The 25,054-nt window shown below is 67.3% G+C and carries 26 protein-coding genes; 10 read left to right on the top strand and 16 right to left on the bottom strand.

The features are described 5' to 3' along the window. Window positions 1-4: 4 nt before the first annotated feature. Both OHA10_RS00815 and OHA10_RS00810 read right to left on the bottom strand, forming a co-directional pair. Complete coding sequence (locus OHA10_RS00815) at window positions 5-2,473, bottom strand: helix-turn-helix domain-containing protein (RefSeq protein WP_371404216.1); 2,469 nt, start codon at window positions 2,471-2,473, stop codon at window positions 5-7. Window positions 2,474-2,763: 290 nt separating this feature from the next. Beyond that, window positions 2,764-2,838 carry a 50S ribosomal protein bL37 gene (locus OHA10_RS00810; protein ID WP_369759046.1) on the bottom strand — a complete coding sequence of 25 codons (75 nt, stop codon included), beginning with the start codon at window positions 2,836-2,838 and terminating at the stop codon, window positions 2,764-2,766. Between the two features lie 464 nt (window positions 2,839-3,302). Between OHA10_RS00810 and OHA10_RS00805 the strand changes: the two genes are divergently transcribed. Continuing rightward, on the top strand, window positions 3,303-4,460 hold the full coding sequence (locus tag OHA10_RS00805; RefSeq protein WP_371407892.1) for an HD-GYP domain-containing protein: 1,158 nt from the start codon (window positions 3,303-3,305) through the stop codon (window positions 4,458-4,460). Next, on the top strand, window positions 4,457-5,737 hold the full coding sequence (locus OHA10_RS00800; RefSeq protein ID WP_371404215.1) for an HD-GYP domain-containing protein: 1,281 nt from the start codon (window positions 4,457-4,459) through the stop codon (window positions 5,735-5,737). Before OHA10_RS00805 ends, OHA10_RS00800 begins: the two co-directional genes overlap by 4 nt. Here OHA10_RS00800 and OHA10_RS00795 read toward each other — a convergent pair. The 3 genes from OHA10_RS00795 to OHA10_RS00785 form a co-directional block, all read right to left on the bottom strand. Further along, entirely contained in the window at window positions 5,699-6,337 is a 639-nt protein-coding gene (locus OHA10_RS00795; RefSeq protein ID WP_371404213.1) for a DUF5317 domain-containing protein, read from the bottom strand. The genes OHA10_RS00800 and OHA10_RS00795 overlap by 39 nt on opposite strands. A 115-nt stretch (window positions 6,338-6,452) precedes the next feature. Next, complete coding sequence (gene mctP, locus OHA10_RS00790) at window positions 6,453-8,042, bottom strand: monocarboxylate uptake permease MctP (RefSeq protein ID WP_371407891.1); 1,590 nt, start codon at window positions 8,040-8,042, stop codon at window positions 6,453-6,455. Between the two features lie 62 nt (window positions 8,043-8,104). Beyond that, a complete protein-coding gene (locus OHA10_RS00785; RefSeq protein ID WP_350861644.1) occupies window positions 8,105-8,389 on the bottom strand; it encodes a DUF3311 domain-containing protein in 285 nt (94 codons plus the stop codon). 80 nt (window positions 8,390-8,469) lie between these two features. Here OHA10_RS00785 and OHA10_RS00780 point away from each other — a divergent pair, with 80 nt between their 5' ends. After that, window positions 8,470-9,444: an endonuclease/exonuclease/phosphatase family protein gene (locus tag OHA10_RS00780; RefSeq protein ID WP_371404212.1), complete on the top strand. Its 975-nt coding sequence runs from the start codon at window positions 8,470-8,472 to the stop codon at window positions 9,442-9,444. Here OHA10_RS00780 and OHA10_RS00775 read toward each other — a convergent pair. Beyond that, window positions 9,431-10,336, bottom strand: a complete 906-nt coding sequence (locus OHA10_RS00775; protein WP_371404211.1) for a DUF2785 domain-containing protein — start codon at window positions 10,334-10,336, stop codon at window positions 9,431-9,433. The two genes, OHA10_RS00780 and OHA10_RS00775, sit on opposite strands and share 14 nt — an antisense overlap. Before the next feature lie 106 nt (window positions 10,337-10,442). Between OHA10_RS00775 and OHA10_RS00770 the strand changes: the two genes are divergently transcribed. Then, a complete protein-coding gene (locus tag OHA10_RS00770; protein ID WP_371404210.1) occupies window positions 10,443-11,921 on the top strand; it encodes a sensor histidine kinase in 1,479 nt (492 codons plus the stop codon). A 288-nt stretch (window positions 11,922-12,209) separates the two neighbouring features. On the opposite strand, the gene OHA10_RS00765 is transcribed toward OHA10_RS00770, so the two are convergent. Then, window positions 12,210-12,461: a WhiB family transcriptional regulator gene (locus OHA10_RS00765; protein WP_130383822.1), complete on the bottom strand. Its 252-nt coding sequence runs from the start codon at window positions 12,459-12,461 to the stop codon at window positions 12,210-12,212. A gap of 390 nt (window positions 12,462-12,851) precedes the next feature. Between OHA10_RS00765 and OHA10_RS00760 the strand changes: the two genes are divergently transcribed. Continuing rightward, a complete protein-coding gene (locus OHA10_RS00760; protein ID WP_371404209.1) occupies window positions 12,852-13,262 on the top strand; it encodes a hypothetical protein in 411 nt (136 codons plus the stop codon). Window positions 13,263-13,266: 4 nt separating this feature from the next. Here OHA10_RS00760 and OHA10_RS00755 read toward each other — a convergent pair whose 3' ends face one another. The 8 genes from OHA10_RS00755 to OHA10_RS00720 all read right to left on the bottom strand — a co-directional run bounded on the left by OHA10_RS00755 (window position 13,267) and on the right by OHA10_RS00720 (window position 19,946). Further along, window positions 13,267-14,064, bottom strand: coding sequence for an RNA polymerase sigma factor SigF (locus tag OHA10_RS00755; protein WP_371404208.1), 798 nt, complete (start codon window positions 14,062-14,064; stop codon window positions 13,267-13,269). A 76-nt stretch (window positions 14,065-14,140) separates the two neighbouring features. Then, window positions 14,141-14,533 (bottom strand): anti-sigma regulatory factor, encoded by a 393-nt coding sequence (locus tag OHA10_RS00750; protein ID WP_371404207.1) that lies wholly within the window; start codon window positions 14,531-14,533, stop codon window positions 14,141-14,143. A 98-nt stretch (window positions 14,534-14,631) separates the two neighbouring features. Further along, window positions 14,632-15,408 (bottom strand): amino acid ABC transporter ATP-binding protein, encoded by a 777-nt coding sequence (locus OHA10_RS00745; RefSeq protein WP_371404206.1) that lies wholly within the window; start codon window positions 15,406-15,408, stop codon window positions 14,632-14,634. Further along, window positions 15,408-16,373, bottom strand: a complete 966-nt coding sequence (locus OHA10_RS00740; protein WP_371404205.1) for an amino acid ABC transporter permease — start codon at window positions 16,371-16,373, stop codon at window positions 15,408-15,410. Before OHA10_RS00740 ends, OHA10_RS00745 begins: the two co-directional genes overlap by 1 nt. 7 nt (window positions 16,374-16,380) lie before the next feature. Continuing rightward, window positions 16,381-17,295, bottom strand: a complete 915-nt coding sequence (locus tag OHA10_RS00735; protein WP_371404204.1) for an ABC transporter substrate-binding protein — start codon at window positions 17,293-17,295, stop codon at window positions 16,381-16,383. Between the two features lie 238 nt (window positions 17,296-17,533). Next, window positions 17,534-18,289: an amino acid ABC transporter ATP-binding protein gene (locus OHA10_RS00730; protein WP_371404203.1), complete on the bottom strand. Its 756-nt coding sequence runs from the start codon at window positions 18,287-18,289 to the stop codon at window positions 17,534-17,536. Then, a complete protein-coding gene (locus tag OHA10_RS00725; RefSeq protein WP_371404202.1) occupies window positions 18,289-19,113 on the bottom strand; it encodes an amino acid ABC transporter permease in 825 nt (274 codons plus the stop codon). The genes OHA10_RS00730 and OHA10_RS00725 overlap by 1 nt, the downstream gene beginning before the upstream one ends. After that, window positions 19,110-19,946, bottom strand: coding sequence for an ABC transporter substrate-binding protein (locus OHA10_RS00720; protein WP_371404201.1), 837 nt, complete (start codon window positions 19,944-19,946; stop codon window positions 19,110-19,112). The genes OHA10_RS00725 and OHA10_RS00720 overlap by 4 nt, the downstream gene beginning before the upstream one ends. Before the next feature lie 161 nt (window positions 19,947-20,107). On the opposite strand from OHA10_RS00720, the gene OHA10_RS00715 reads away from it, so the two are divergent. The 4 genes from OHA10_RS00715 (at window position 20,108) to OHA10_RS00700 (ending at window position 23,215) form a co-directional block, all read left to right on the top strand. Beyond that, window positions 20,108-21,304 carry an NADP-dependent malic enzyme gene (locus OHA10_RS00715; protein WP_371404200.1) on the top strand — a complete coding sequence of 399 codons (1,197 nt, stop codon included), beginning with the start codon at window positions 20,108-20,110 and terminating at the stop codon, window positions 21,302-21,304. 45 nt (window positions 21,305-21,349) lie between these two features. Next, window positions 21,350-22,318: a zinc-binding dehydrogenase gene (locus OHA10_RS00710; protein ID WP_371404198.1), complete on the top strand. Its 969-nt coding sequence runs from the start codon at window positions 21,350-21,352 to the stop codon at window positions 22,316-22,318. Further along, the gene (locus OHA10_RS00705; RefSeq protein ID WP_371404197.1) at window positions 22,319-22,822 is read left to right on the top strand and encodes an N-acetyltransferase family protein; all 504 of its coding nucleotides are present in this window, start codon (window positions 22,319-22,321) and stop codon (window positions 22,820-22,822) included. A 96-nt stretch (window positions 22,823-22,918) separates the two neighbouring features. Continuing rightward, the gene (locus tag OHA10_RS00700) at window positions 22,919-23,215 is read left to right on the top strand and encodes a WhiB family transcriptional regulator (RefSeq protein WP_371404196.1); all 297 of its coding nucleotides are present in this window, start codon (window positions 22,919-22,921) and stop codon (window positions 23,213-23,215) included. Between the two features lie 47 nt (window positions 23,216-23,262). Here OHA10_RS00700 and OHA10_RS00695 read toward each other — a convergent pair whose 3' ends face one another. Beyond that, complete coding sequence (locus tag OHA10_RS00695) at window positions 23,263-24,498, bottom strand: sodium:proton exchanger (protein ID WP_371404195.1); 1,236 nt, start codon at window positions 24,496-24,498, stop codon at window positions 23,263-23,265. A 114-nt stretch (window positions 24,499-24,612) separates the two neighbouring features. On the opposite strand from OHA10_RS00695, the gene OHA10_RS00690 reads away from it, so the two are divergent. Then, the gene (locus OHA10_RS00690; protein ID WP_371404194.1) at window positions 24,613-24,963 is read left to right on the top strand and encodes an ArsR/SmtB family transcription factor; all 351 of its coding nucleotides are present in this window, start codon (window positions 24,613-24,615) and stop codon (window positions 24,961-24,963) included. Window positions 24,964-25,054 lie beyond the last annotated feature (91 nt).

The raw sequence follows: 25,054 nt of genomic DNA, 5'->3' as shown, positions 1-25,054 counted from the left end.
CCTGTCAGATGGAGTGGGCCGGGAGCTTGTAGCTGTAAGTCCCGCCGCGTTCTAGTTCCTGGAGCAGATTGCGCGCGTCGGCTTCGTGAACTTCCGATGTCTTGTGCAGAAGTGCAATAGCAGCCTCGAGGTGCGCGGTGGCTGCAGAGCGTTCACCTGATGCGGCATCGATCCTGGCGAGTTCGACGTAGAGCCGCCCTTCTCGGACGACATCGCGGGTCGTCCGCGCGAGAATGAGACCTGCCGCGATGTGCTTGGCGCCTGCTTCGAAGTCTCCTGTTGCGGCGTGTGCGATCGCGAGTAGGTGGTGGCTTTCTCCCTGGTAGGTGGCGTCGCTGGCCAGCTCGGCGATCCTCAGCCCTCGGAGCCCCGACAGCACCGCGTCCTGGTAGCGCCGCGCCTGCAGATGTGCAAAGCCCGCGTTGATATACCGTTTGAAGGCCGCGCGGGTGTCGCCGGCCCGCTCGGCCAGCGCGATGCCTTCGGCAAACGAAGCGTCTGCCCGCCGGAAGTCACCAGTGCGGTCGTACAGAGCTCCGACCGCGGTCAGTGCGACACCCTCGAGCGTGGTGTCTCCGATCGCGCGGCTCAGGTCGAGTGCCGTCTCGCCGTACTCCAAGGCTTGGTCGAGCCGTCCGATCATTCCCAGCAGGTACGCGAGTGAGGAACAGCAGCGTGCTTGGCCGAGACGGTCGCCGATCGTCCGGAACTTCGTCAGCGCGATGAGGATCCGGTCGATCGCGATCGCGACGCCACCGTCCTCCGCCTCCGGGATCGCACTGTCGTGCTGGAGCCAGGCCGCGACTTCCCGCAGCCCGTGCCGTTCGGCGAGCTCGACTGCTCCTTCGGCCAGTTCGCGCATCTCGATCCAGCGTCGGCGCGACTCGTGGTAGCCGAACAAGGCTGCGGCGAGCTCCGGAAACAAGGCTGAGCCGGACAAACTCGACTGCCTCGCCTGCCGGACCCGGTCCATGAGATTGCGTTGCTCTGCATCCATCCAGCGCAGGGCTTGTTCACGGTCGCTGAAGGTCGGGACACGGTCGTCGCCGACCGTTGCCCACGCCAGTCGTGGGCTCGTCGAGTGCGTGAGCGACTGGACGGCCCATCCAATGGCCGTGTAAAAGCGGAGGATCCGCTCGAGAGCCTGGTGACGTTCGGCCGGGCGCAGTGTCCGATCGGCGATCTCCCGGCCGTACGCACGGATCAGGTCGTGAAGCCGATAGCGCGCTGGGGCAACGGACTCGAGCAGGTTGAGGTCGACGAGACACTCGAGGATCGCGTCAGCCTGCAGAGTTGGGATGTCAAGCAGTGCTGCGGCAACCGCCGTCACCAGGTCGGAGCCGTCCGGAACGCTCAGCAACGGGAGCGCTCGCGCAGCCTGGCGGTCGAGGTCGCGGTCGCTCGACTCGAGGAACTGTACGGAGCTGGCGATGCTCGCACGGACTCCGCTCCCGTCGGAACCGAGGCTGTCGAGGCGACGCTCCTCGTCGTGCAGCAGATCCACGAAGTGCTGGATCGGCCAGGTCGGCCGGGTGGCCAACCGGCCGCCGATGAGCCGGACGGCCAGCGGCAGACGGCCGGAGTATGCGGCGAGGGCCTTGACCGCATCCGGTTCCGCGGCCACCCGGGTCCGGCCGATGACGGCAGTCAGGAGCTCGACAGACTCCGATTCGGAGAGCGCGTCGAGGTGCACCTGACGCGCGCCCGGCAGCATGGCCAGCGAGCCACGACTGGTGATGATCGCAGACGATCCAGGGCTGCCGGGCAAAAGCGGCAAGACGTGCTGTGCGTCGGCGGCGTTGTCGAGCAACAGGATCACACGTCGTCCGGCCAGCTGCGATCGCAGCAGTGCTGCGGCCTCGTCGACGTGGTCCGGAATCTGCTGGATGTCCACGCCCAGGGACCGTAAGAGTTGGCGCAGTGCGTCGGTGGCGGCCATCGGTGTACCCGGACCGTAACCACGCAGATTCAGATACAGATGACCGTCCGGGTAGCTGTCGACCAGCCGGTGTGCGGCCTGAACGGCCAGTGTCGTCTTACCGATGCCACCCATGCCGGTGACTGCGACCAGACCGACCGCTGCCGTCCCGGTGGGATTGCGTAGCACCGAGAGCATCGCTTCGAGTTGGGCGTCGCGGCCGGTGAAGTCCTGCGCGGCCGGAGGTAGTTGCCATGGCACCGTTGACGTACTGGCGGTGGGGGGCTCGCCGACGCTCCGGGTCGGCGCGCCGGTGCCGGTGCGCTTGCCACGGGCAACGGCAAGGAACTGCTCGGCTTCGTCGGCGTCGAGGTCAAGCGCTTTGGTGAGGGCGCGGACGGTGTCGATCCGGGGTCGACTGCGGGTGCCGCGCTCGAGGACGCTGATCGCCTGCTCGCTGAGACCGGCCTGCTCTGCAAGGGCCGCCTGCGTGAGACCGGCCCGAGTGCGGAAGGCCCGCAGCAGTTCGCTCAGGCTCGTGGACAGCGCGGCCACCTCCCTGTTTCTTCCGACCCGGGCTGGATACGGTCAGTACCGGAAACCTTCCGGTGCCAACTCTAGAGGGCTCCGCCGACGGCGTGCCGACGTTATCCACAGCGCGTGCGGATCGACAGAAGCCGAGCCGTCAAAATGTCCAACGATCGTTTGAAAGATAGCATTCGGTATGCGGCCAGAGACTCTCCGAATACAAGACCTCTGCCAAAGGTGGTCCGCTGTAAAGCTGTGACCAAATCGCAAAGACCCCGGATTTCTCCGGGGTCCTCGCTGTCTGTAGCCGCCTGGGATCAAGCGTTGGGGCGCTTGCCGTGGTTCGCGCCCTTCTTCTTGCGTGCGCGACGCTTCCGGCCGGTCTTACCCATTTCTAAGCCTCCTTGAAACAACTGCAAAGAGTCACAGTCTCTCATACCATGCCGAGTTGCTCATGTCCGCGGGGCGGGTCACGGTTGGGTTTACAGTGTTTCGGCGCGATACCCGTGAGCAGAATTCATACGAGTCAGCAGAGCGCTGTCTGCCCCCCTGAGCCCGCCGAGAAGCGAGTTCAAGACTACGCCGCTGATCGGAGGTGACTTATCATGCATGGAGACAACTGGGAGTGGTGACCCTGACCTGAAGGCGTGGGATGACGAAGACGCTCCATCGTTCGGCGTTGCGCCTTTTGGTGACGGTCGTCGCTGCGGTCGCCCTCGCCGCGTGGATCTACGCAGTGCTTCAACTGAACGATCGGTCAACAGTCGTTCAACTCTGTGTAGTCGTGCTTGCCGCGAGCACTCTTCGCTTTCGTCATGGTCCTGCTCGTGGTGCCACGCTGGCATCCATCGTGACCATGTCTGTTTACGTCATCGCCGGTCCGGCGGCAGCGGTCGTCGTCGCCGGGATCGGCGCTCTGATGCAGCCGCGCGACGTGCCCCTGATGAAGCGCGTCCACAACACGTCGCAGCGGATCCTTTCGGCCGGCGGCGGGGCCCTGACCTACATCCTGCTCGACGCTCCCGTTGGCGACGGCGTCTTCGCGCACCCGTTCCAGGCCATCCTCGGCGTGACGGCAGCCGGGGTGGTGCATCAGGTGGTCAACGCCGTGCTGATGTGCATGGTGCTCAGTCTCGAGCGCGGCGTCACCGTGGTGATCTCCTTCATCCGTGAAGTTGTCGTGCCGACTGCGCTGCCGATGCTCGGGTACGGATTGCTCGGGGTCTTGATGGCCGTGGTCTGGCTCGGTGGCCTGGGCATCCTGGCCGGACTTCTCGTGATGGTGCCCTTGGTCGTTGCACGCTGGGCGCTGACTCAGGACGAGGCCGAGCGAGCTGCGCAGGCCGCCGCGATGCGGGCGTTCATCGAAGTCATCGAGACCAAGGACCTCTATACGCGCGGACATTCGGAGCGGGTCAGTCAGGGTGTGGGTCTGCTCGGCCGCCATCTGCGGCTGTCGGCGGATCGGCAGCAGGCGCTCGAGCATGCCGGGCTGCTGCACGACGTCGGGAAGGTCGGTGTGCCGACGAGGATCATCCGCAAGCCGGGCCGCCTGGACGATTCCGAGATGGACGCGATCCGCCTCCACCCGGCGCGTGGTGTCGAGCTGATCGGGAACATCCCGTTCCTGGAAGAGGTCAAATCCGCGGTTCTGCATCACCACGAGAAGTACGACGGGACCGGCTACCCCGCCGGCCTCAGCGGCACGAGCATTCCCTATTTCGCGAGGATCATCGGGATCGTGGACGCGTTCGACTCGCTGACCTCGACGCGCTCGTACCGACCGGCGAGGAGCGTGGAGGAGACCCTTGCGATTCTCGAGCAGGATCGGCTGACCCACTTCGATCCAGCGCTCGTCAACGCGTTCGTCCATGTCATCAGGACCCGCGGTTGGGTGGCCGCCGCCGAGCAGCAGCCGGCTCCGGACAACAGTGCCGACGCCACGGTCGACCACGACGACATGAGCCTGGGCAGCGGTGGCGGAGCTTCCGGATCCGCGGCGGGTCCGGCATGAGCGCAGCGTCGGGAGTGGGCAACGATGCGCGCGGGCTCGGCAGCGGCGTCGTGATCATCGGAGCGGGCATGGTGCTCGGTGTGGTGGCGCTGCTCATGACGCTTCGCAGTGGCGTGACCAACTGGCCGTTCGTGGCGATGTTCGGACTGCTCATCGCGGTTGGCGAAATGGTGCAGTTCAACGTCGACGGGAGCCGGAACCGGGCTCCGATCGCTACCAGCGCCGCACTCGCCTACGCGATGCTCGGCGGGTCCACCCTCGACACGGCGCCCGACGTCACCCAGGTGATGGCAGTGACCTGGCTGGCGACGTTGGCAGGCTTGGTGCCACGCGCGATCGCCGGCCTGTCCGCGGACCTCGTAGTTGCGAATCGCCGGTTCATCTCCGTTGCCTGTGCCGCTGTGGTCTTTGCGGCCGTCGTTCCGGAGGATCTGAACTGGAACCGCTCCTGGCAGCACGCCGTGCCGTTGCTGCTCGCGATGTTGCTGGCAGTGCTGAGTGCCGGAGTGATCGACGCCCTGGTCGGAGCGGGCCAAGCCACCGAACGGCTCAGCGTGCCGTTTCCGGCTGCGCTTCGCGACGAACTGGTGGTCATGGGCCAGATCGGTATGGCCATGGCTCTCGGAGGTGTCCTGCTGGCCGCAGGCGCTTCGCTGATCGGGCTGTGGGCCGTGCCGCTGGTTGTGGTGCCGCTGCTGCTGACGCAGTTCGCTTTCCGGCGATATGCGTCCGCACAGCGAACTTATCGCACCACCGTTCGGTCGATGGCTCGGAGCACCGAGATCGCTGGGTTCAGCAGTCCTGGGCAGAATGTGCGAACGGCGACGCTTGCTGTTGCACTCGGCAATGACTTGGGGTTGACGCCGGGGCGGATGGAGGCGTTGGAGTATGCGGCGTTGTTGTCCGGGGTGGGGCAGTTGGCGTTGGCGGATCCCAGTCCGGGTGGGGCTTCGTTGCTCCGGACTCGGGAGGAGCGGCAGCGGGCTGCGGAGATCGGGGCTTCGGTGATCGAGCGGTCGGGGGTGCTGGATCACGTTGCGGAGATCGTCCGGCACTCGAATGATCCCTACCGGCAGGGGCGGGCCAACAACGCGGACATCCCGGTCGAGAGCGGGATCGTGAATGTCGCGCTGGCTTATGAGCAGCTTGTGGGGGAAGGGTCGGGGCAGTCGCCGGACAAGGCGATGGAGTCGATCGGGCTGGGCATCGGCGCGGAGTACGACCCGGTTGTGGTCGAGTCACTCAGGCGTGTGATCGGGCGCGGCTTCCGCTTCTGAGCAGGCCTCGGGCGACAGCCTCAGCAGCGCGGGGGTTCCGGCGCAGGGTTCCAGTTCGTCCCAGACCGGGGCGGTGGTCGCGGGCACCCGCCCCGAGGCGCCCATTCCGGCGTACAGCAGGAGGCCGGCGCCGGCGGCGATCAGTACGTCGCCCGGGCTGACGGCCTGACCGAGCCCGGGAAGGGCCACGGGTACGACGTCCCCGAGCCAAGGCAAGCGGGTCGCGGCGTCGGACAACTCGTGCCGTGGATCGCTCGCCACACCCGAGCCCACGCCTGCCCGGGCGAGGGCCGCGACCGACACCGGCATGGCGCCGTTGAGCGCGACGACCAGCGCGTTGCTGAAGAACCCCAACGCCAGCAGACCGACTCCGGGATGGCGCACGTTGAGTCGCAGGAAGACCGCGATGCAGACCGCGGACCCGATCAGCCCGACCGGGTAGACGGTTCCGCCGAAGGCCGAGCCGAGCAGTTGCCCGATCGCTGCCGCGGCCAACCAGTGCACGCCGGTCAACGTGTTGTTCGCCAGCTGCCCGAAGCCGCCGCCGGTCGCGAGCGCCGCCCCGGCAGCGAGCACCATGACGAGGAGGACCAGCAGCACGTGTGCGATTCTGCCGAACCCGCGGCCCGAAACCGGGCAAGCTGACCTCGCAGCGTGTCGACTTAGCTGCAAAAGGTGACGGCGGCCCCGAAGGACCGCCGCCAACCTCCTGAGCTCAGGACTTCGCCGTTGCTGCTCCGCCGTCGTCGAGGATCTCCGGCAGGTCCTTCACACCCGGGTCGCCGCGGTCGGCGAGGTAGTCCGTCGGGTGCGTGGTGTCCTGACCGTCCGGCACCTTCAGTGCCCGGAACACGAACGTCAGCACGATCACGATGAGCACGTTCAGCACGAACGCGGTCAGCGCGATGTACGCCGGGGTGTTGGTGAACGGGATGTTCGCCAGCGATCCGCCGAAGTGCTTCTTGGTCGCCGGGTTCACCACGTTGTACGCCGAGATCGTGCCGAACACCATCGCCACGGCCCAACCGGTCAGCAACGCGTACCGGTGGAACCAGCGCGTGTACAGACCGACCACGATCGCCGGGAACGTCTGCAGGATCCAGATACCGCCCAGGAGTTGCAGGTTCAGCGCGATCGTCTTGTCCATCGCGAGCACGAACACCAGCGCGCCGACCTTCACCAGCAGCGACGCCAGCTTGGAGACCTTGGCCTCCTCGGCCGGTGACGCCGACGGCTTGATGAACGCGCGGTAGATGTTGCGCGTGAACAGGTTCGCCGCCGCGATCGACATGATCGCCGCCGGTACCAGCGCGCCGACCGCGATCGCCGCGAACGCGATCCCGGCGAACCAGGACGGGAACTCCTGGTCGAACAGCCGCGGGATCGCCAGCTGCGGGTTGGCCAGCCCGTCCAGGCCCTTCACGTTCACGTTCGCCTTGATCGCCATGAAGCCGAGCAGGGCGAGCAGGCCCAGCAGCAGCGAGTACGCCGGGAGGATTGCCGCGTTGCGCCGTACGACGTTCCGCGTCTTCGTCGACAGCACCGCGGTCACCGAGTGCGGGTACATGAACAGCGCCATCGCGGAGCCCAGACCCAGCGTCCAGTACGACACGTAGCCCGCGTTGCCGGGGATGAACGACCCGGTCGGCTTGCCGGTGGCCGGGTTCGTCTTCGCCATCTTCTCCTGGGCCGCACCGAAGATCGAGTCCCAGCCGCCGAGCACATGCGGCAGGTAGAAGATCGCGACCAGGATCACCACGTAGATCAGGAAGTCCTTGACGAACGCGATCATCGCCGGCGCCCGCAGGCCGGACGAGTACGTGTACGCCGCCAGCACGGCGAACGCGATCAGCAGCGGCAGGTCCTTGGCCAGCGTGTTGTTGCCGCCGAGACCCATCGTCTCGAAGACCGCCTGCATACCGACCAGCTGCAGCGCGATGTACGGCATCAGGGCGAGGATGCCCGTCACCGCAACCGCCAGCGACAACGCCTTGCTGCCGTACCGGCCGCTGACGAAGTCGGCCGGAGTCACATACCCGTGCCGGTGCGAGACCGACCACAATCGGGCCATGAAGACGAACACGATCGGATAGGCGACGATCGTGTACGGAACGGCGAAGAACCCGCTGATCGCACCGGTCGCGTACATCGCGGCGGGTACGGCGATGAACGTGTACGCCGTGTACAGGTCGCCGCCCAGCAGGAACCAGGTGACGAACGTACCGAAGCTCCGGCCGCCCAGACCCCACTCGTCGAGGTTGTCCAGATGACCGGCGCTGCGCCAGCGCGACGCCATGAAGCCCATCACGGTCACGCCGCCGAAGATGACGACGACGATGATCAGCTGTACCCAGTCGACACTCGTGTTCACCGGCCGGCCTCCTCGGTGTCGGCGTCCGGGGCGTCAGGGTCACCAAGGCCCTGCGCGGCCCGGCGGCGGCGTTCCTCGGCGCGGAGCAGCCGGTAGCTGATGCTGACCAGGATCGCTGACAGGAAGACCCACATCAGCTGGTACCAGTAGAAGAACGGGAATCCCCACAGATGGGGATCGGCCTTGGCGTACGTCGGCACGAGCAGCGGTACGACGACCGCCACAACCAGCAGCACACCGGAGATCCAGTACGCGGGTCTGACCGCGGACAATCGAGACACTGCAAACCTCCTCGGGACACAGGCGCAACGCAGCACGCTACCGTTCGATGACAACCCGTACTAGACCTTCAGGTTGGTGCATGGATAACGAAAAGGCATGGTTCGTACGGCGCGTCGTGCTGTCCGTCCTGTTCCTCGTCATCGTTGCCGTGCCGCTGTATCCGGAACTGTTCGGTCTGGACGAGGTCACCCCGTTCACGCAACTGGCCGCGTTCCGGCCGCAAGGTCTGGTCGTGGTCCTGCTGCTGGCGCTGCTGATGCTGGTACGCCGGGGCTGGCGCATCGCCGCCGTCCTCGTCGCCGCTCTCGCACTGATCGGCGGAGCCCTGATCGCCCCGCGTCAGTTCTCCGACGCCAGGCCCGCTCCGGCCGGCGCGCGGGTGCTGACGATCATGGTCGCGAACGTGCTCGGGGGCGGCGCCCGGGCGGCTGACGTGGCCCAGGTGATCCGGGATCGCAAACCCGACCTGGTTTCGTTGCCGGAGGCACAGGTCGACGTCCGCGAGGAGATCCGGGCGCAGCTGCAGGACCAGCAGTACAAGGGCTTCACGGCCCAGCCGAGCAAAGCGCCGGAGAGTGCGACCAGTGTGCTCGTGTCGTCGTCGCTCGGGAACGTGGCGTTCGCGTCCGAGCCCGGGACAGCTTTCGGCAACATCATCGTCACCGGCGGGAATCTCGGCGCGATCCGGCTGATCGCGTACCACGGCTTCCCGCCGCTGACCGACTCGGTCACGACCTGGAAGAACGACCTCCTGCACGTACGGCGATGGTGTGCCGAGGATGCGCCGACGATAGTTGCAGGGGACTTCAACGCGACCGTCGACCACGCGGACTTCCGGCACGCTTTAGGCGGTTACTGTCGCAGTGTCGCACCGACCGTCGGCGCCGGCCTGCAAGGAACTTGGCCGGCCGACCAGCCCGTCGTACTGCGAACACAGATCGACCACGTGGTGCTGACGCGGCAGTTCGCGCCGGGGCGCTTCACGACGTACCCGATCGAGGGCACGGACCACCGGGCCGTCGTGGCGACGGCCGGCATTTCTACGACGGGTTAGTGGCGGGGCGGTAGATGTAGGGCTGTGAGGCCTGGACCGCCTCGGTGAGCATCAGCAACAGGTCGGCGCGGGCCTCGATCGGACGGCCGAACAGCTCGTCGTCGCCGGGGATCGGGAACCCCTTCACGCCGATCGCCAACTGGCTGAGCAGGACGTGCAGGACGCCGCGGGCGTTGAACACCGCAGGCGTCGGCCACTCCGGCAGCGTCTCGTGCATCAGTGGCTGCTGGCCGGCGGTCGCCGCGATCGGCTTCAGCCAGCGCTCGAGCTCGTCGCTGCTCAGCATGTTCCGGTGCAGGATCGTCATCACCGCGTGCGCGACCCGGTCGTGCTCCTCGTGCACCCAGCGGTACGGCGTGTCCTTGACGATCCGGTCCGCGAGCACGTCGAGCAACGCCCGCAGTACGCCGGCGTCGCAGTGCCGGGAGCGGGCCAGCGCGCCGATCGCGTCGGCGCCGTGGGCAACGGCATGCGCCCAGCCGCAGTCCTTGACGAACCCGCGCAGATCGCGTTCGCGCAGCAGCCAGGTCGCCAGCCGGTCGCCCCAGCGCATCACGACCTCGTCGTGCACGAGGAACTCGGCGTTGTCGCGGTGGATGACCTCCGCGAGCGTCAGCGCGGTGAACGAGCGGCGGAACACGGTGTCGGTGCCGTCCTCGCCGAGCCCGTAGTTCAGTCCGGCGCAGAGGCCGTCGCCGAATCCGGGCAGCAGGTCGTCGTACACCCCGCGCTCCAGCCAGGTGGCGAGCGTCGGGTAGGCGAGCGCGTCACGGACCTGCGGGTTGGTGCTGGCCAGCCCGCGGACAAGCTCCTCGGTGAGCTCGGTCAGCGTACGGTCGTGCGGTACCGCGTAGTCCGCGGCCATCACGTCCTGCCAGTACGTCGACTCCACCCGAGCATCCTTTCATCCGTGCTGAATCAACTAACACCTGTCTACACCAACTTGTCGAGCGGACCACTCCGGCCGGTGGTATAAGACGCTCGGTAGCATCGAACTCGTGCCGTCTCTGACCGACGTGGCCCGAAACCACACCACTCTGGACCAGGCCGACCTGGACCGCCTGCAGCTGCTGATCTCCGACTGGCAGATGCTGGCCGACCTGTCGTTCGCCGATCTCGTGCTCTGGCTGCCGGACACCGAAGGGCTCGGGTTCTGGGCCGGTGCCCAGATGCGGCCGACGACCGGCCCGACGGCGTACCTGGACGACATCGTCGGCAGCTTCATCCCGCGCGGCCGCCGGCACCTGCTCGACCAGGCGTACGACGGCGGCCGGATCTGCCGCGAGGGCGATCCCGAATGGCGCGACGACGTACCCGTGCGGGTCGAGACGATCCCGGTACGACGCGGCACCCGCGTCATCGCGGTGATCGCGCGGAACACCAACCTGCTCGGCGTCCGGACCCCGTCCCGGCTGGAGATCGCCTATCTGCAGAGCGCGACCGATCTGGCCCGGATGATCACCGACGGCATCTTCCCGTACGGCGGGGAGCGGCTGCTCTCCACGACGCCACGCGTCGGCGACGGCTGCATCCGGGTCGATCGGCACGGCATGGTGACGTTCGCGAGCCCGAACGCGTTGTCGGCGTACCGGCGGATGGGCCTCGTCACCGATCTGGTCGGCTCGCGGTTGAAGGATGTGACCGCAGAGTTGCTGCATTCCGGACACAAGGTCGACGACGTGCTCGCTTCCGTCGTCACCGGACGTGCCGCCAAGGAGATCGAGATCGAGAACTCCGACGCGACGCTGTTCCTCCGCGCGATCCCGCTGCGGGCCGACGGTGCGCACGTGGGGGCGCTGATCCTGCTCCGCGACGTCACGGAGCTGCGGAGCCGGGAGCGGGAGCTGGTCACCAAGGAGGCGACCATCCGGGAGATTCATCATCGCGTCAAGAACAACTTGCAGACGGTCGCCGCGTTACTGCGGATGCAGGCCCGAAGAATCGCCGTCCCGGAAGGACAGGCGGCCTTGTCCGAAGCGGTCCGCCGGGTCGGGTCGATCGCGATCGTCCACGAGACGCTGTCGGAGTCGTTCGACGAGCACGTGGACTTCGACGACGTGGCCGACCGGGTCAGCGCGATGGTCGCGGATGTGTCGACGGTCTCGACCGCGGTGGAGACGCGACGGAGCGGGACATTCGGCGTGCTGGACTCCGAAGTCGCGACTCCGCTGGCGATGGTGCTGACCGAACTGATGCAGAACTCGGTCGAGCATGCCTTCGGCGCCCGGGACGGGGGAGAGGCGACCGGACGGATCGAACTCACCGCCGAGCGGTCGGTCGGACGCCTGCACATCAACGTCATCGACGACGGCAAAGGGTTGCCGACGAACTTCGACTCCGAGCTGTCCGGCAACCTGGGCCTGTCCATCGTCCGGACCCTCGTCATCGGGGAGCTGGACGGGACGCTCGAATTCGGCAACCGCCACGACGGGAAGCCCGGCACGCAGGTCACCTTGGACATCCCGGTCAAGGACTGACCTCCCTCCCCTCACCCTCCAGCCACCCCGTCGGCCCCACCCCGTCGGCCCCACCGCATTTGCCTGGCAGACCAGCCAATTTGCCTGGCAGGCCAGGCAAAAGCGGGGTTCTGCACCCTTGTTCATGGTGTGGAACCCCGAACCTCCCTGGTGGGCCAGGCGAATTGGCTGGTCTGCCAGGCAAATGGAGGAGGGACGCGCAGGGGGTGGGAGAGGGGTTGGGGGTGCGAGGGGGCGGGAAATGCAAAGGCCCCGCGGTGAATCCCGCGGGGCCTCGAGAGGACTTACTCAGGCGGTGCGGATGCGCTGGCGGGCGTTGCGGCGCTTGAGAGCGCGGCGCTCGTCCTCGCTCAGGCCGCCCCAGACACCGTGGTCCTGGCCGGCTTCCAGCGCCCATGCCAGGCACTGCTCACGCACGTCGCAGCGTCGGCACACCTGCTTGGCTTCCTCGATCTGCATGATCGCGGGGCCGGTGTTGCCGATGGGGAAGAACAGTTCCGGGTCCTCGTCGAGGCATACGGCCCGGTGGCGCCAATCCATGGCGGATCCCATCTCTCTCAGTAGTTGACGTAAGCTGACGGGTAGGTCTGTGCCCAATCAGCGGTGCTGTACTCGTCGGTTCGTTCGCACTGGGGGGTCTTAGTGCGATGCGTTGTGAACGCATTCACGAACGAGACCATGTTCCCAATCTTGGGGGATCGAAACAAGGGTTATTGAGTTGTCGATCCGATCACAACGCTTCCTTAACACTCGGAACTGGCGCAGGGACGGACGCTCCATCCGGTTATCGGACGAAGCCGCTCTTCCGCAATCACCCGTTCACTGCAGGTAACCGTTCCAACCTTCTTTTGGTTACGCACAACCCTCAAATCCCTGTAGGGCCTCGGGTCCACAAGCCGCCTCAGGACATGGCGGCACTAAGCTGGCGCAGTGCCGACCGACTCCCCAGCTGCCGCCGTCCCGAGACCGCTCAAGCTAGCCGCGGCAGTGGTCGCTTTGGAAGGCCTTGCGCTGATCGTTCTGGGAATTGGCGAAGCCTTGACGATTCATGGCGATCGGTTGGTGCTCGGCCTGACCACGGCCGGCTTCTTCCTCGTGTACGGCGTGGGTCTGGGCTTCGTCGCCCTCGGTCTGTGGAAGGCGGTGCGCTGGAGTCGCGGACCGACGGTGTTCACACAGTTGATCCAGCTGCTGGTGGCCTACAGCTTCTGGGGCGGATCGACCAAGGCCGTCACGATCGCGCTCGCCGTCGCGGCCCTCGCAGTACTGATCTGCGTGTTCCAGAAGGCTTCCACCGACGCCCTGGCCGGTGGCGAGGCCAACGATCACCCGGTGCTGTAGGTAGCTACTCCTTGAGCAGACCGGTGCGGAGCTCGGTCAGCGTCCGGGCCAGCAGCCGGGAGACGTGCATCTGCGAGATGCCGATCTCCTCGGCGATCTGGGACTGCGTCATACCGCGGAAGAACCGGAGTGTCAGGATCCGCTTCTCGCGGGTGTCGAGCTGTGCCAGCAAGGGTTTGAGCGACTCCCGGTACTCGACGCTCTCCAGCGCCTCGTCCTCGCCGCCGAGGCCGTCCAGGACCGTGGTCGCGTCGGTCTCGTTCTGGTCCGGGGCGTCCAGGGACAAGGTGTTGTAGGCGTTCGCGGACTCGAGCCCTTCGATCACCAGGTCCGGTGAGAGCCCGAGCCGGTCGGACAGTTCGGCCACGGTCGGCGCCCGGCCGAGCTCCTGGGTCAGCTCGGCCGTGGCTGCGGTCAGTGACAACCGCAGCTCCTGCAGTCGGCGCGGCACCCGGATGGCCCAGCCCTTGTCCCGGAAGTACCGCTTGATCTCACCGAGGATCGTCGGCGTCGCGTACGTCGAGAACTCGACACCGCGGTCCGAATCGAAACGGTCGATCGCTTTGATCAGCCCGATCGTCGCTACCTGCACGAGGTCGTCGTACGGCTCGCCGCGGTTGCGGAACCGCCGGGCCAGATGCTCGACCAGCGGCATGTGCAGCGCGACCAGACCGTCCCTCGCCGCCGTGTGCGCAGCGTCGGAAGGCCCCGAGGCGGCAGCCATCCTCTGGAAGAGGTCCGCCGTTCGGGTACGCAGATCTGTGGACTCCCGAGGCTCGCTCGGGATCTGCTCCTCGGTCACGCCGTAGCCTCGCTGGCGCTCGGCTCCGGCGCGACCGACAGCGGTGCTGTGCCCATCGTTCGCTCGCTACGCTCGCTCACAGGGTCTCCGACGCGGTGGCCGTAGCAGTTACGGTGATCGTCAGCCTGCCGTCGACGGTCTCCGCGGCGGCCGACTCGACCAGGGCAGTCAGGACCGTCCAGCCGAACGAGTCGGTGTCCGGCATCCAGCCGCCGGGCACGACAGCGCTCGCGTGCACCGTCAGTTGCGGCGGGTCGACCTCGAACACGCACTCCAGCACCCCGTCGGCAGCCTCCGGCAGCAGCAGCGCGCAGGCTTCGTCGACGGCGATCCGCAGATCGTCGATCGCGTCCAGGGTGAAGTCGTTGCGGGCAGCGAGGTTGCCGACCACGGATCGCGGTACGGCGATGTAGGCACTGTCCGCCGGGATACTCAGGCGGACCTCGGCGGCTCGTCCCGTGCTGCTCACATCGTCTCCCTCGGATCGGTCCCAACGCCGTACATCATCCAACCTCACGGACGCTGATGCACGGCGAACGGGGCCGACCGAGGCAATTCCCCCTGAAATCAGGGGTGTTCGTGCTCCGAACGGAGCCGCGCGAGGAAGGTCTTGGTGCGGGAGTGCTGCGGGTTGCCGATCACGTCCTTCGGCGGGCCGGCTTCGACGACCACACCGCCGTCCATGAACACAACCGTGTCCGCGACCTCCCGGGCGAACGACATCTCGTGGGTGACCACGAGCATCGTCATCCCTTCCAGCGCGAGCTCCCGCATCACCGCGAGCACCTCGCCGACCAGCTCCGGGTCGAGCGCCGACGTGGGCTCGTCGAACAGCATCAGCTTCGGCTGCATCGCCAGCGCCCGCGCGATCGCCACCCGCTGCTGCTGACCGCCGGACAGTTGCGCCGGGTAGGCGTTGCAACGGTCCGCGAGGCCGACCCGGTCGAGCAGCTTCATCGCCCGTTCCCGTGCGCTCTTCTTCGACTCACGCTTGACCTGGGTCGGCGCCTCGATGATGTTCTCCAGCGCGGTCATGTGCGGGAACAGGTTGAACCGCTGGAACACCATCCCGATCTCGCGCCGCTGCGCCGCGATCTCCTTGTTCTTCAGGCGGTACAGCTTCCCGTCGCGGTCGGCGTACCCCATCAGTTCGTCGTCGACCCAGATCCGGCCGCCGTCGATCGTCTCGAGTTGGTTGATGCAGCGCAGGAACGTCGTCTTGCCCGAACCCGACGGCCCGAGCAGGCACACGACCTGACCGCGGTCGACGTCGAGGTCGATGCCCTTCAGTACTTCGTTGTGGTGGAAGGACTTGGTCACATTCACCGCATGGACCAATGGCATCAGGCGCCTCCTGCCCCGGCCGGCCGTGCGGCCCGCGGTGCCTTGGTTCCGAACCCGCGGCCGAAGTGCCGCTCGAGGAAGTACTGCCCGACCATCAACACACTCGTCGCGGCCAGGTAGTACAGCGTCGCGGCGACCGCGATCGGGAACGTCTTGTAGTACGTGCTGCCGATCGACTGCAGCTGGTAGAACAGCTCGCCGATCACCGGTACCGCGAGCAGCAGCGAGGTGTCCTTCAGCATCGCGATCGTCTCGTTGCCGGTCGGCGGCACGATCACCCGCATCGCCTGCGGCAGCACGACCCGGCGCATCACCCTGCCGCTGCTCATCCCCAGCGCCTCGGCCGCCTCGGCCTGGCCCGGGTCGACGCTCATGATGCCCGCGCGGGCGATCTCGGCCATGTACGCCGCCTCGGACAGCCCGAGCCCGATCACACCGGCGACGATCCCGGTGAAGACCTGGTTGGCGTCCAGCGTGTAGAACCGCCAGTCACCGGACATCCCGAGCCAGTCGATGATCTTCCAGTCGAACGGGATCCCGAACGAGATGCCCTGCTGGAAGAGGATCCCGAGCGTGCCCATCGTGAACAGCAGGATGTACCGCGGGATGCTCCGGAAGAACCAGGTGAACACCCACGACACCCCGGCCAGGATCGGGTTGTCCGACAGCCGCATCACGGCCAGTACGACGCCGCCCCCGACGCCGATGATCATCGACAGCACGGTGACCAGCAACGTGCCCTTGATGAAGCCGTTGATCACCGGCTGCTGGTTCATCGCCTGGAAGACGAAGCTCCAGTCGAAGGCCTTGTTGGTCAGCAGCAGGTGCACCAGCATCGCGGTCAGGATCACGATCACGGCGATCGCGATCCAGCGGCCGGGATGCCGGACCGGCACGGCGTTGATCGCACCCGGCCGATCGGGGCTCGCGTCCGTCGGCCGGGTCTCGGCGGTATCCGTGCTCATCGAAGCCTCACGGGTTCACAGCGAAGTCGGTGAGCGCACCCGAGTCGTTGTTCCACTTCTGCAGCGTGCTCTTGTACGTGCCGTCGGTGTTCAGCGCCTTCAGCGCCTCGGTGATGGACTGCGCGAACGCGGTCTCCGCCTTCGGGATCACATAGCCGTACGGCGCGGCGTCGTAGATGTCGCCGAGCTGCTCGAGCTGACCGTTGGTCTGCTTGATCGCGTAGAGCACGACGGGGGAGTCGGCCAGCATCGCATCGGCCTTGCCGCCGACCAGGTCCGCGGTGGCCTGGTCCTGCTTCTCCCGGACGACCAGCTTGATCTCCGGCTTGCCGGCGGCCTTGCACGCGGCCTGCCGCTTCGGCATGTCGTCCTCGAGCTGGGTCGTGCCCTTCTGCACCGCGACGGTCTTGCCGCACGCGTCGTCCGGCTTGACGCCCTTCGGGTTGCCCTTCGCGGTCGCCCACAGCGTGCCGGCGTTGAAGTAGCTGACCATGTTGACCTGCTGCTTGCGCTTGTCGTTGATCGTGAACGACGAGACGCCGACGTCGTACTTGCCGCTCTGGACACCGGTGATGATGGTGTCGAATCCGGCCGGCTGCCAGTCGACCGTGACGCCGAACTTCTGCGCGACCGCGTTGAACAGGTCGACGTCCATGCCGACGACGGTCTTGCCGCCCTGCAGGAACTCGTTCGGCGGGTAGCTGGCGTCCACGCCGACGACGATCTTCCCGGCCGACTTGATCTTCGGCGGCAGCGAACCGCTCAGATCCGGTCCGCTGCTGGACGGTCCGCTCGACGGAGCGCTGGAGGGGGCGCTCGACGGAGAGGTGGACGAACCACCTTCGAGAGAGTTCGAACCGCAGCCGGCGGCGGCGAGAACCAGAACACCGGACAACGCCAGTGTCCTACGCAGGACAGACATCTAGGTCCTCCAAACCCGGGCACCGGTCGGCCCCGGTGCCATGTGTCCGCATCTTGACACAGCGACCTGTGGACCGCGCACGGACCAACCCCGAATGGAGACCGATTCGTAGTCTGGCCACCGCCGTACCACCCCCCGTCCCCGCCCCACCACTCACCGTCACCTCACCCCACCGACTTTGAGCACCCACCGACCATCTTTGCGCCGCGAAAGTGGTCGGTGGATGCTCAAAGTGGCGTTACGGGGTGGGTTCCACGTGGGTGGGGTCGAGGACGCGGCGGAGGAAGGTGCGGGTGCGTTCCTGCTTGGGGTCGCCGATCACGTCCGCGGGCGGGCCCTGCTCGACGATGACGCCGCCGTCCATGAACACGACCCGGTCGGCCACCTCGCGGGCGAACGCCATCTCGTGCGTGACGACGAGCATCGTCATCCCGTCGAGTGCGAGTTTGCGCATCACTGTGAGTACGTCGCCGACGAGCTCGGGGTCGAGCGCGGACGTCGGCTCGTCGAACAGCATCAGCGCCGGGTCCATCGACAACGCCCGCGCGATCGCGACCCGTTGCTGCTGACCGCCCGACAGCTGGGCCGGGTACGCGTCGATCTTGTCGCTCAGCCCGACCCGCTCGAGGTTCGCGCGGGCGATCTGGTCCGCGTCCTGCTGTCCGCGCCGCAGAACGGTGCGCTGGGCAACGGTGCAGTTCGCCAGCACCGACAGATGCGGGAACAGGTTGAACTGCTGGAACACCATCCCGATCTGCTGCCGGGCGGCGTCCAGGTGGCAGTCCGGATCGGTGATGTCCTCACCGCGGACGATCACCTGTCCCTCCTGGGGTTTCTCCAGCAGGTTGACGCACCGCAGCAGCGTCGACTTGCCCGAGCCGGACGGCCCGATCACACAGACGACCTCGCCCTGCTCGACGGTGAAGTCGATCCCGCGCAGGACGTGGTTGCTACCGAACGACTTGTGCAGGTTCTTGATCTCTACGACTGCCATTACCGGGTCCTCGCCGTTCGCGCCTCGAGCCGGCGGGCCAGGATGCCCAGTGGCAGAGTGATCACCAGGTAGCAGAAGCCGCAGACCACGATCGGGGTCAGGTTCGAGTAGGTGTTGGCCAGGTCGCGACCGAAGCCGGTGAGCTCGTACCCGTCCGCGGCGACGCCGATCATGAACACCAGCGAGGAGTCCTTCACGAGCAGGATCAGGTCGTTGGTCAGCGGCGGCAGCACGATCCGGAACGCCTGTGGCAGCACGATCTTCCGCATCGCCAGCCCGGCCGGCATGCCCAGCGAGCGGGCAGCCTCGACCTGGCCCTTCGGCACCGCCTGGATGCCGGCCCGGATCACCTCGGCCATGTACGCCGATGCCACGATCCCGAGCGCCAGCCAGACGACACCGTACGGGTCCCAGGGGATCGTCATCCCCGGGAACGCCAGCGGGAGCAGGCTGAACGCGATGAACACCACGATGGCCGGCAGCCCGCGGAAGAACTCGATGTACGCCGTCGCGATCCACCGGTACGGGCCGACCTGGCTGAGCTTCATCAACGCCAGCAGCGTGCCGCCGGCCAGACCGATCACGAACGCGCCGGCCGTGTACTCGAGGGTCTTCACCAGGGCCTGCAGCACACCGTCGGTGAACGTCGACTTGATGAACTCCGGCTTGAAGAACACGCTGCCGATCTGGCCCCAGTTCGCGGTGAACGCCGCGAGCAGGACCAGCACGACGAGTACGGCGTACTGGATCCAGCGGGAGCGCTGGGCCCGCTGCCGCGGGCTCAGCCCCTTCCGCTCAACAGTTGTCGGGGTCGAGGTGCTCACTTCGCCGGCTCAACCCCGAACCACTTCTTGTAGATCTCGTTGTACTTGCCGTCGGACTTGGCCTTGGTCAGCAGCTCGTTGAACTTCGACACCAGCTTCGGGCCGCTGCCGTCCTTGAGCGCCCCGAAGCCGTACTGCTCACCGGTGTTGAACTCGGCGACCACGGCCATGTCCGGGTTGTCCTTGACGAAGTCGTACAGCACGCCGTTGTCGTTGATCGCGGCGGCGACCCGGCCGGACTTCACGTTGTTCTCCTGCAGCGCGAGGTCGTTGAACGGGATCACCGTGTACCCGTTCGCGGCCGCGTTCTCGTCGGCGTACTTCTTGCCGGTGGTGTCGGCCTGCGCGCCGAGCTTCTTGCCCCGCAGGTCCGCCAGCGTCTTGATGCCGGAGTCCTTCTTGGCCATCAGCACCTGGGTGGCGTCCATGTACGGGTCGGTGATGCTGATCGCGGCCTGACGCTCCTTGGTGATCGTCATCGCGCCCATGCCCATGTCGCACTTCTTCGCCTGGAACGCGGCGCCGGAGGTCACCTGGGCCCACTCGATGTTCACCACGTCCTGCTTCAGGCCCAGGTCGTCGGCGACCAGGTTGAGCAGGTCCACGTCGAAGCCGACGACGTCGGTGCCGTCCTTGTACTGGAAGGGCTTGTACGGCAGGTGCGTGCAGACGGTGAGCTTGCCGGGCTTGACCAGCGTGATGCCGGCCGCCTTCGCCTTGTCGTCGGAACCGCCGCTGCCCGAGTCGCTGCCACAGGCGGCCAGGGACAGTCCGAGTACGGCGGCGAGGGCGACGGCCGCTCGAGTCTTGTGGAGAGTGGGGACGAAGTTCATCGCGAGTTCTCCTCGACAGGGGTTGTGGATCCCGCATCTTGGCACACGAGAGGGGATGTGGGACCCCTCACAGCAGACCAGTTGGGCCTGTGGTTTACTCGGACGCACGGGCGATCCCCTGTACTCGAACACTTTCTTCCGCTGATTTCGAAAGGGCTCTCATGGTCGCCCAGCCTCTGGAAACGCCTGTTGCCGACCCGTTCGCGGGTGATGCCGTCTTCGAGCTGCACCGCGGCGGCAAGATCGAGGTCACGTCCTCGGTCCACGTCCGCGACGCGGACGATCTCTCGAAGGCCTACACGCCCGGCGTCGCGCGCGTCTGCACCGCGATCGCCGAAGACCCCTCGCTGGTACGCCGCTACACCTGGAAGTCCAACGTGGTCGCGGTCGTCACCGACGGTACCGCCGTACTCGGGCTGGGTGACATCGGCCCGGCCGCGTCCCTGCCGGTGATGGAGGGCAAGGCGCTGCTGTTCAAGGAGTTCGGCGGCGTCGACTCGGTGCCGATCGCGCTCGACTGCACCGACGTGGACGAGTTCGTCGAGACGGTCGCGCGGATGGCGCCGACGTTCGGCGGGATCAACCTCGAGGACATCTCCGCGCCGCGCTGCTTCGAGATCGAGCGCCGGCTGAAGGAACGCCTCGACATCCCGGTCTTCCACGACGACCAGCACGGTACGGCGGTCGTCGTACTCGCCGCGCTCCGCAACGCGCTGCGGGTCACGGGCAAGAACATCGAAGACATCCGCGTGGTGATCTCCGGAGCGGGTGCGGCCGGGGTGGCCTGTGCGCGGATCCTGCTGCAGGCCGGCGTCGGCGACCTCGCCGTGGTGGACAGCAAGGGCGTGCTGCACGAGGACCGCGCCGACCTCAACCCGGTGAAGCTGTCACTCGCCCGCGATACGAACACCGGTGGTCTGTCCGGCCGGCTGGTCGACGCGCTCGTGGGCGCCGACCTCTTTCTCGGCGTCTCCGGCGGGACCGTGCCGGAAGAGGCGATCGCGCAGATGGCCGACAACGCGATGATCTTCGCGCTGGCGAACCCGACTCCCGAAGTACACCCGGACATCGCGCACCGGCATGCCGCGGTGGTCGCGACCGGCCGCTCGGACTTCCCGAACCAGATCAACAACGTGCTGGCGTTCCCGGGCATCTTCCGCGGCGCCTTCGACGCCGACGCGACCCGCATCACCGAGGGGATGAAGCTGGCCGCGGCCGATGCGCTGGCGGGCCTGATCGCGCCCGAGGACCTCCGTCCCGACTACATCATCCCGTCGCCGTTCGACGAGCGCGTCGCCCCGGCCGTCGCGGCAGCGGTAGCCGAGGCAGCGGTGCGGGACGGCGTCGACCGCGGGTGAATTCGATAACTGACTTGATGCGGACCACCGCCTAAGGTGGTCCGCATGCTTGCTGCTTACGCCGCCAAGTTCGACGCCGACAACCCGATCGCCGCGCTGGAGGTGGGGGAGCGGCCGGAGCCTGAGGTCCCCGAGGGCTGGGTGACCATCGACGTGAAGGCGACGGCGCTCAACCATCACGATCTGTGGTCGTTGAAGGGGGTCGGACTGGCCGAGCAGAACCTGCCGATGATCCTCGGCTGCGACGCGGCCGGTGTGGACCCGGACGGGAACGAGGTCGTCGTACACGCGGTGGTCTCGGATCCGGCCTGGAAGGGCGACGAGACGCTCGACCCGAAGCGGTCGCTGCTGAGCGAGCGGTACCAGGGCACGCTGGCGCAGAAGGTCGCAGTACCGGCGCGGAACGTCGTGCCGAAGCCGGCCGGGTTGACCTTCGAGCAGGCGGCCTGTCTGCCGACGGCGTGGTTGACGGCGTACCGGATGTTGTTCACGCAGTCGGGGCTGAAGCCGGGCGACACCGTGCTCGTCCAGGGTGCGGGCGGTGGCGTCGCGACCTCGCTGATCACGCTCGCACGGGCCGCGGGCATGCGGGTCTGGGCGACGAGCCGGGACGAGGCCAAGCGGGCCAAAGCGGTCACCATCGGCGCGCACGAGGCGTTCGAGTCCGGCGCGCGGTTGCCGGAGCGGGTCGACGCGGTGATGGAGACGGTCGGACAGGCGACCTGGTCGCACTCGCTGAAGTCTCTCAAGCAGGGCGGCACGCTGGTGATCTCCGGCGCGACCAGCGGCCAGGCGCCGAAGTCCGCCGAGCTGAACCGGATCTTCTTCCTCCAGCTACGCGTCCAGGGCTCGACGATGGGCACCCGGACCGAGCTGGCCGAGCTGCTGCAGTTCATGGCGACCGCGGGCATCTCGCCGCACATCGACTCGATCTTGCCGCTCGCCGACGCCCGCGACGGCTTCGCCAAGATGAACGCGGGCGACGTCTTCGGCAAGATCGTCTTTACTGTCTGAGTGCAACCCGAGATCCGCCCCGTCACGCCCGAGGACGCCGAGGCCGCGGCCTGGTGTCACCTGCTCTGCTGGCGGGAGGCGTACGCCGGACTCGTGCCGGCCGACCTGCTCCTGGAGCGTACGTCGAACCTCGAGCGCCGGATCGAACGCTGGACCACGCCCCTGGGCGAGGGCCGGCGGCGCTGGATCGCGCTCAATCCGGACCCGGATGCGCCGGTGCAGGACCGGGTGGCCGGTTTCGTCGGGATCGGCCCGGGCCGCGACGACGACGCCCCGGTGCCGTTCGAGCTGGAGGCGATCTACACCCGGCAGGCGTTCTGGAAGACCGGGCTCGGCACCCGGCTACTGGATGTTGCCGTCGGCAAACAGCCCGCGTTCCTCTGGGTCTTCGAGGGAAACGAGCAGGCGCTCGGCTTCTACCGGCGGCACGGATTCGCCCCGGACGGGGTCGGCAAGCACGATCCGTACTTCGATCTGCGTGAGATACGCCTCGTCCGGCGCTGACGTTTCATGCCGGAAACATTGGCGTCGCACCGGGGCAACGCGACGGGTTCAGTCTGTTCCTACCGATCCGCCCGATCGATGAGGAGCGATGAGCCCATGAGGCCTACTTTGACGGTGATCGTTGACCCGGCCGACCGCTGGATGACGAAGGCCGCGTGCGTCGGACAGGCGCCGTCGTACGACGAGACCGCGACCCAGTGGGAGCAGCGGAAGGCGCAGGCGATCTGCCTGACCTCCTGCCCGGTGATCGAGGAATGCCGGGAATGGGCCCGCCGGACGAAGTTCACCGGCACCGCCGCCGGCGAGAAGTTCCTCTACGGCCGCCGTCGCGGCCGCCCGGGCCCCCAGGAGCGCCGCAACCGGCCTGTCATCGAAGAGCAGCAGGCCAGCTGAGGTCTGCGGAAAGAATTGGCCGCCAGGCGGCCGGAAAGTTCCGCAGATCAGACGTTGATGAGCTCGTCGGCGCGTTCCGCGCCGGCGGGCTTTTCCGTGCGGCGGAACGGTGAGGTGATCGTCCGCAGGACCTGGTCGCGGTTGTGGATCGCCGCGCCGATCGCCAGCACGAGGTAGATCGCGCTGATCAGGTAGCGCCCGCCCTGACCCGGTACGGCGAACTGGATCGCGAACAGACCCAGCAGCGTCCAGGCCGCCCAGCGCGGGAAGCGCAGGTTGAGCAGGATCGCAATCCCGAGCAGCGTCTGCGTGGCGGTGAGGAGGAACTCCTCGATCTGCCGCCCGTCCAGGTGCAGTGCCGGGCCGCCGCCACCGATGCCGTAGGCGATCGGGAGGCTGCCGATCAGCAGGGTCCACTGGTTCACCTTGGCGGAGATCAGCAGGCCTAGTGCCGCCGCGCCCTTGCCACGCCAGGCGAACAGGATCGCGACGATGAACTCCGGCGCCTCCGAAGCCAGCGGCGCCAGCCACTGGACCAGCAGGAACTGGTCGATCCCCAGCGCGTGCCCGCCCTGCACGAGCGAGTCCGCGAACGGCTCCGCGGCCGCCAGGATGATCCCGGCCGAGACCAGGAACATCGCGGTCACGGTGATCCGCCGCTGCAGCCGGGGCAGCGCGCCGATCGTCGCGGCCGGGCCGATCAGATCAGGCTCGTCGTCGTGCTCCGAGGTGGCCGCGCGGTACAGGTAGTAGGCGAAGAACGCGAGCAGCAGGATCCCCAGCACCAGGTGGATCTCGCCGGTCACCGGGATCACGAACGCGACCACACCGGCGACAGCCAGGAACCCCAGCTCCCGCCGGTACCCGGACTCGAGCACCAGCGCCTTGACGGACTGCCCGCTGCGCCGCGAAGCGACGTACAGGCTGATCAGGACGACGCTCGACCAGCCGAGGCCGAGGAGCAGCCGGTTCGACCCGGTCATGTTGGCGGTGGCGAACTGCACGTAGACCGGGTTCGAGCCGGCGGTGTGGGCGAAGTACAGGTCCACCGCGTACTCCGGCAGGACCGCGATGACGGCCAGCAAGGCGATCGCCAGACCGCCCGAGATGTCCATCTCCGCCGCCTCGGCCGCCCACGCCAGCACGAAGGATGCGGCGACGACGGCGAGGCCGAAGATCAGGATCGAAGCCAGTGCCGGCGGGTGGGTGCCGGTGAACCGGAGGGCGACCGCGGGGATCGCCACCAGGAACAGCAACAGCACGGGGCGGAGCGCTCGGAACATGGTTCCAGCCTGCCACCGTTTCGATACTTTCGCAATTGCGAAAGTGTGAGACCGTGGTCACGACGGCCCGGCGAGCTGTCCGCAGACCGGTCTACCGGTCACAATGACTGCGCGATGACCAACCGTGAACCGACGAAGGCGCAGCTCGATTCCGCCGCGGGCACCTTCGCCATGCTCTCCGCACCCGTCCGGCTGCACCTGGTGTCGCTGGCCGCGCAAGGGGAGTACGACGTCGGCACCCTGGCGGACCGCGTCGGCGTGAGTATCGCCACCGCGAGCCAGCACCTCGGCAAGCTCCGGCTGGCCGGGATCATCACCGCGCGCCGCGAGGGCCGGCGGCACATCTACACCGTCGACGACCCGCACGTGCTCAACCTGGTCGACCAGATCTTCGAGCACATCGCCCCCGACGGCTCGCTCGCACCCGACCCACCACGCCGTACCAGACCGCCCCACACGGACTAGCGCCCTGACCGGTCGGGTCACTGCGTCACGGATCCGTAAGGCGCCGAGGGTTCCGGCTGAGACCGCTGCGTCCTACCTTCAGGGCAAGGGG

The organism is Kribbella sp. NBC_00662, from assembly GCF_041430295.1.
Lineage (GTDB): Bacteria > Actinomycetota > Actinomycetes > Propionibacteriales > Kribbellaceae > Kribbella.
Note: the sequence above shows the minus strand (reverse complement) of the source record. Positions and strands in the feature narration are given on the sequence as shown.

Bases quoted from the DNA above. Each gene is read 5' to 3' on its own strand.
- OHA10_RS00710 (WP_371404198.1), top strand. From the start codon at position 21,350: ATGCTTGCTGCTTACGCCGCCAAGTTCGACGCCGACAACCCGATCGCC.
- OHA10_RS00805 (WP_371407892.1), top strand. From the start codon at position 3,303: ATGTCTGTTTACGTCATCGCCGGTCCGGCGGCAGCGGTCGTCGTCGCC.
- OHA10_RS00800 (WP_371404215.1), top strand. From the start codon at position 4,457: ATGAGCGCAGCGTCGGGAGTGGGCAACGATGCGCGCGGGCTCGGCAGC.
- OHA10_RS00730 (WP_371404203.1), bottom strand. From the start codon at position 18,289: ATGGCAGTCGTAGAGATCAAGAACCTGCACAAGTCGTTCGGTAGCAAC.
- OHA10_RS00700 (WP_371404196.1), top strand. From the start codon at position 22,919: ATGAGGCCTACTTTGACGGTGATCGTTGACCCGGCCGACCGCTGGATG.
- OHA10_RS00690 (WP_371404194.1), top strand. From the start codon at position 24,613: ATGACCAACCGTGAACCGACGAAGGCGCAGCTCGATTCCGCCGCGGGC.
- OHA10_RS00780 (WP_371404212.1), top strand. From the start codon at position 8,470: ATGGATAACGAAAAGGCATGGTTCGTACGGCGCGTCGTGCTGTCCGTC.
- OHA10_RS00740 (WP_371404205.1), bottom strand. From the start codon at position 16,373: ATGAGCACGGATACCGCCGAGACCCGGCCGACGGACGCGAGCCCCGAT.
- mctP (WP_371407891.1), bottom strand. From the start codon at position 8,042: ATGGGCTTCATGGCGTCGCGCTGGCGCAGCGCCGGTCATCTGGACAAC.
- OHA10_RS00715 (WP_371404200.1), top strand. From the start codon at position 20,108: ATGGTCGCCCAGCCTCTGGAAACGCCTGTTGCCGACCCGTTCGCGGGT.
- OHA10_RS00695 (WP_371404195.1), bottom strand. From the start codon at position 24,498: ATGTTCCGAGCGCTCCGCCCCGTGCTGTTGCTGTTCCTGGTGGCGATC.
- OHA10_RS00765 (WP_130383822.1), bottom strand. From the start codon at position 12,461: ATGGATTGGCGCCACCGGGCCGTATGCCTCGACGAGGACCCGGAACTG.
- OHA10_RS00735 (WP_371404204.1), bottom strand. From the start codon at position 17,295: ATGTCTGTCCTGCGTAGGACACTGGCGTTGTCCGGTGTTCTGGTTCTC.
- OHA10_RS00720 (WP_371404201.1), bottom strand. From the start codon at position 19,946: ATGAACTTCGTCCCCACTCTCCACAAGACTCGAGCGGCCGTCGCCCTC.
- OHA10_RS00745 (WP_371404206.1), bottom strand. From the start codon at position 15,408: ATGCCATTGGTCCATGCGGTGAATGTGACCAAGTCCTTCCACCACAAC.